3 protein-coding genes are annotated in these 2,519 nt (G+C 65.3%); all 3 read right to left on the bottom strand.

Features of this window, described 5'->3' with window-relative positions:
• Nucleotides 1-20: 20 nt before the first annotated feature.
• The gene (locus Q0Q02_RS23770) at nucleotides 21-1,586 is read right to left on the bottom strand and encodes an IS66 family transposase (protein ID WP_293813300.1); all 1,566 of its coding nucleotides are present in this window, start codon (nucleotides 1,584-1,586) and stop codon (nucleotides 21-23) included.
• Nucleotides 1,587-1,654: 68 nt separating this feature from the next.
• Complete coding sequence (gene tnpB, locus Q0Q02_RS23765; protein WP_293813298.1) at nucleotides 1,655-2,008, bottom strand: IS66 family insertion sequence element accessory protein TnpB; 354 nt, start codon at nucleotides 2,006-2,008, stop codon at nucleotides 1,655-1,657.
• On the bottom strand, nucleotides 2,005-2,436 hold the full coding sequence (locus Q0Q02_RS23760; protein WP_293813296.1) for a transposase: 432 nt from the start codon (nucleotides 2,434-2,436) through the stop codon (nucleotides 2,005-2,007). Before Q0Q02_RS23760 ends, tnpB begins: the two co-directional genes overlap by 4 nt.
• Nucleotides 2,437-2,519 lie beyond the last annotated feature (83 nt).

Below are 2,519 nucleotides of genomic sequence, written 5' to 3'. Positions count from 1 at the left end.
GTAAGCGCGCCGCTGAGGCCCTATGGATTTGGGCTTGAAGTTTTCCGGAAGCGCCATGGCATGAGATCTTCGATGGCGCTTTGGGGGTAACCGTTGATGATCGCGTCGAGAGTTTCGGCAAGCCAGGCGACGGGATTGACGTCGTTGAGCCTGCATGTGGCGAGGAGGGATGAGAGCAGTGCCCAGTTTTCCGCCCCGACCTCATGGCCCGCGAACAGTGCATTTTTTCGAGTCAGGCAGACGGGCCGGATGGCATTTTCGACCGGGTTGGTGTCGAGCTCGAGGCGGCCATCGTCGAGGAAGCGGGTAAGCCCCTCCCAGTGAGAGAGGCCATAGCGGATGTCTTCGGCCAGCCTGGAGCCGGAGGAGATCATCGACAGTTGCTTCTGAAGCCATGGCTTGAAGGCGGCGATGATCGGAGCGGAATGCTCCCGCCGGGCGGCGAGCCGCAACTGTGGCGATGCTCCGCGCACGGTTGCCTCGATGGCGTAGAGCGCCGCGATCTGCTGGATCGCCGCCTCGGCGATCGGCGATTTGGTGTTGCGCACCAGCTTGACAAAGCGGCGGCGCCAATGGGTCCAGCAATGCACGAGATTCCATGGTCCCTGCGGCCGCTCCAGGCGCGTCAGCCGGTCGTAGCCCTCATAGGCGTCGACCTGGAGGAACTGCCCGCGGAAGCCTTGAAGGAAGCGTTCCGCATGCTCGCCACTGCGTCCGGGCGCATAGTGGAACAGCACGATGGGTGGCCCCTGACCGCCATGACCGCGATCATCGGAAGCAATCGCCCAGAAGAAGCCCTTTTTGACCTTGCCGCGTCCCGGATCGAGCACCGGCGCCGTGGTCTCGTCCATGAACAGGCGATCCGCTGTGGCCTGATGCTGGCGCATGCGCTCGGCGATGGGCTTGAGGTGGAAGCAGGCCCGGCCGGCCCAGTTGCCCAGTGTCGCTCGATCGAGCCTGATACCCTGGCGAACATAGATCTCGGCCTGCCGGTAAAACGGCAGGTGATCGCCGAACTTGGCGACGATCACCTGGGCGATCAGCGCCTCGGTGGGCAGGCCGCCCGGCACGACGTGCTCGGGGGCATGAGCCTGGACGACAGCGCCCGAGCAGCGGCGGCAGGCGTATTTTGGGCGGCGGGTGACCAGTACGCGCAGCTGTGCCGGCACCACGTCGAGCCGCTCACTGACGTCCTCGCCGATCCTGGCCATTTCGCCACAGCCGCACGGGCACAGCCTGCTTTTGGGCTCGATGATCTGCTCAACCCGCGGCAGATGGGCCGGCAGGTGACCGCGGTTGCGCCGCTGCGACGTGCCGGCACCATCCGAACGGCCCTTGATGATCCGCTCTGCCTTCTCATGGGCGGCATCGAGCACGCCCTGGGCGATTTCGACATCCTCCAGCGGCAGATGATATTGCTCGGCGGAGAGCTTCTCGGACCGGGCCCCGAACTTCTCGTGATGGAGTTGGCCGACGATGCTCTCCAGCCGCCGCCGCGCTTCCTCGGACTGGGCCAGAGCCTCCTGCGTCTGTGCCAGCTCGGCTTTCAGACGCTCGATCTCATCGTGGAGAACGGCAACGTTCATGCGCTATTTCCAGCATGGATCCGCCGTCTGCACCATGCCCGGCGCGGGCCTGAGTCAGTGTGCCGCACTTACCCGGCAAGCTGCGGACGCCGGGCCCGCTCGGGACGCACCAATCTCCAGTCAAGCCCCTCGAACAAGGCCGCAAACATTGCCGGTGACATCCGCATCACACCGTCGCGAAGCTGGGGCCACACGAACTTCGAGCCCTCAAGCCGCTTGTGTACCAGAACCAGACCGGTGCGATCCCATACCAGGATCTTGATCCGGTCAGCCCTTTTGGCACGGAAGACGATGGCTGCCCCACTATACGGGTCAAGGCCAAGGATCTCCTGCGCCGCCGCGGCCAGCCCGTCGAGGCCGCGCCGGAAGTCGATCGGACGCGTCGCCACGTAAATCTTCAGATCGGCGCCCGGCGCAATCATCGCGAGGCCCGCACCACACGGATCACCTGCTCCAGCCGATCGATCTCGACCGCCGTGCGGATCACCATGCCGTCGATCTCGATCTCGACCTTCGCCGGCGCCGATTTCGGCGGCCTCCGTGACCGCCGGGACGACGCCACGTCTTCCACCAGCACGGGCGCGAACAGGGGAGCCTGTTTCTCCGGAAGGACCAGCTCTCCCTGACGAAGGCGACGCCGCCAATCATAAACCTGCCAGCGCGTCACGCCGTGCTCGCGCGCGACCGCCGTCACCTGCGACCCCGGCATCAGGCTCTCCGCCGCGATCCGGGCCTTCTCCGATGCCGAGCGGACCTGCCGACCCGTCGGACCTTCAAGAACCTCAAGCCGGCCAATGTAGCCAGGTGTCGGGACGTCCAAATGGACGTCCATTTTGCCGTCTGCTTCCATCAGCGCCCTCCGTCGCTCGCGATCAGAGGATTCCTCGCACATTCACGCCGCGCCCAACACGAGGCGATCGGGGGAGCGCTTAC

The sequence above is a fragment of the uncultured Allobosea sp. genome (genome assembly GCF_945956895.1).
In the GTDB taxonomy this organism is placed as follows: Bacteria; Pseudomonadota; Alphaproteobacteria; order Rhizobiales; family Beijerinckiaceae; genus Allobosea.
The sequence above is the reverse complement of the archived record's forward strand: the minus strand, read 5'-3'. Positions and strand labels throughout refer to the sequence as shown.

What these genes read in the sequence shown, in the direction of transcription:
- Q0Q02_RS23770 (WP_293813300.1), bottom strand. Translation starts at nt 1,586, where the DNA reads ATGAACGTTGCCGTTCTCCACGATGAGATCGAGCGTCTGAAAGCCGAG.
- tnpB (WP_293813298.1), bottom strand. Translation starts at nt 2,008, where the DNA reads ATGATTGCGCCGGGCGCCGATCTGAAGATTTACGTGGCGACGCGTCCG.
- Q0Q02_RS23760 (WP_293813296.1), bottom strand. Translation starts at nt 2,436, where the DNA reads ATGGAAGCAGACGGCAAAATGGACGTCCATTTGGACGTCCCGACACCT.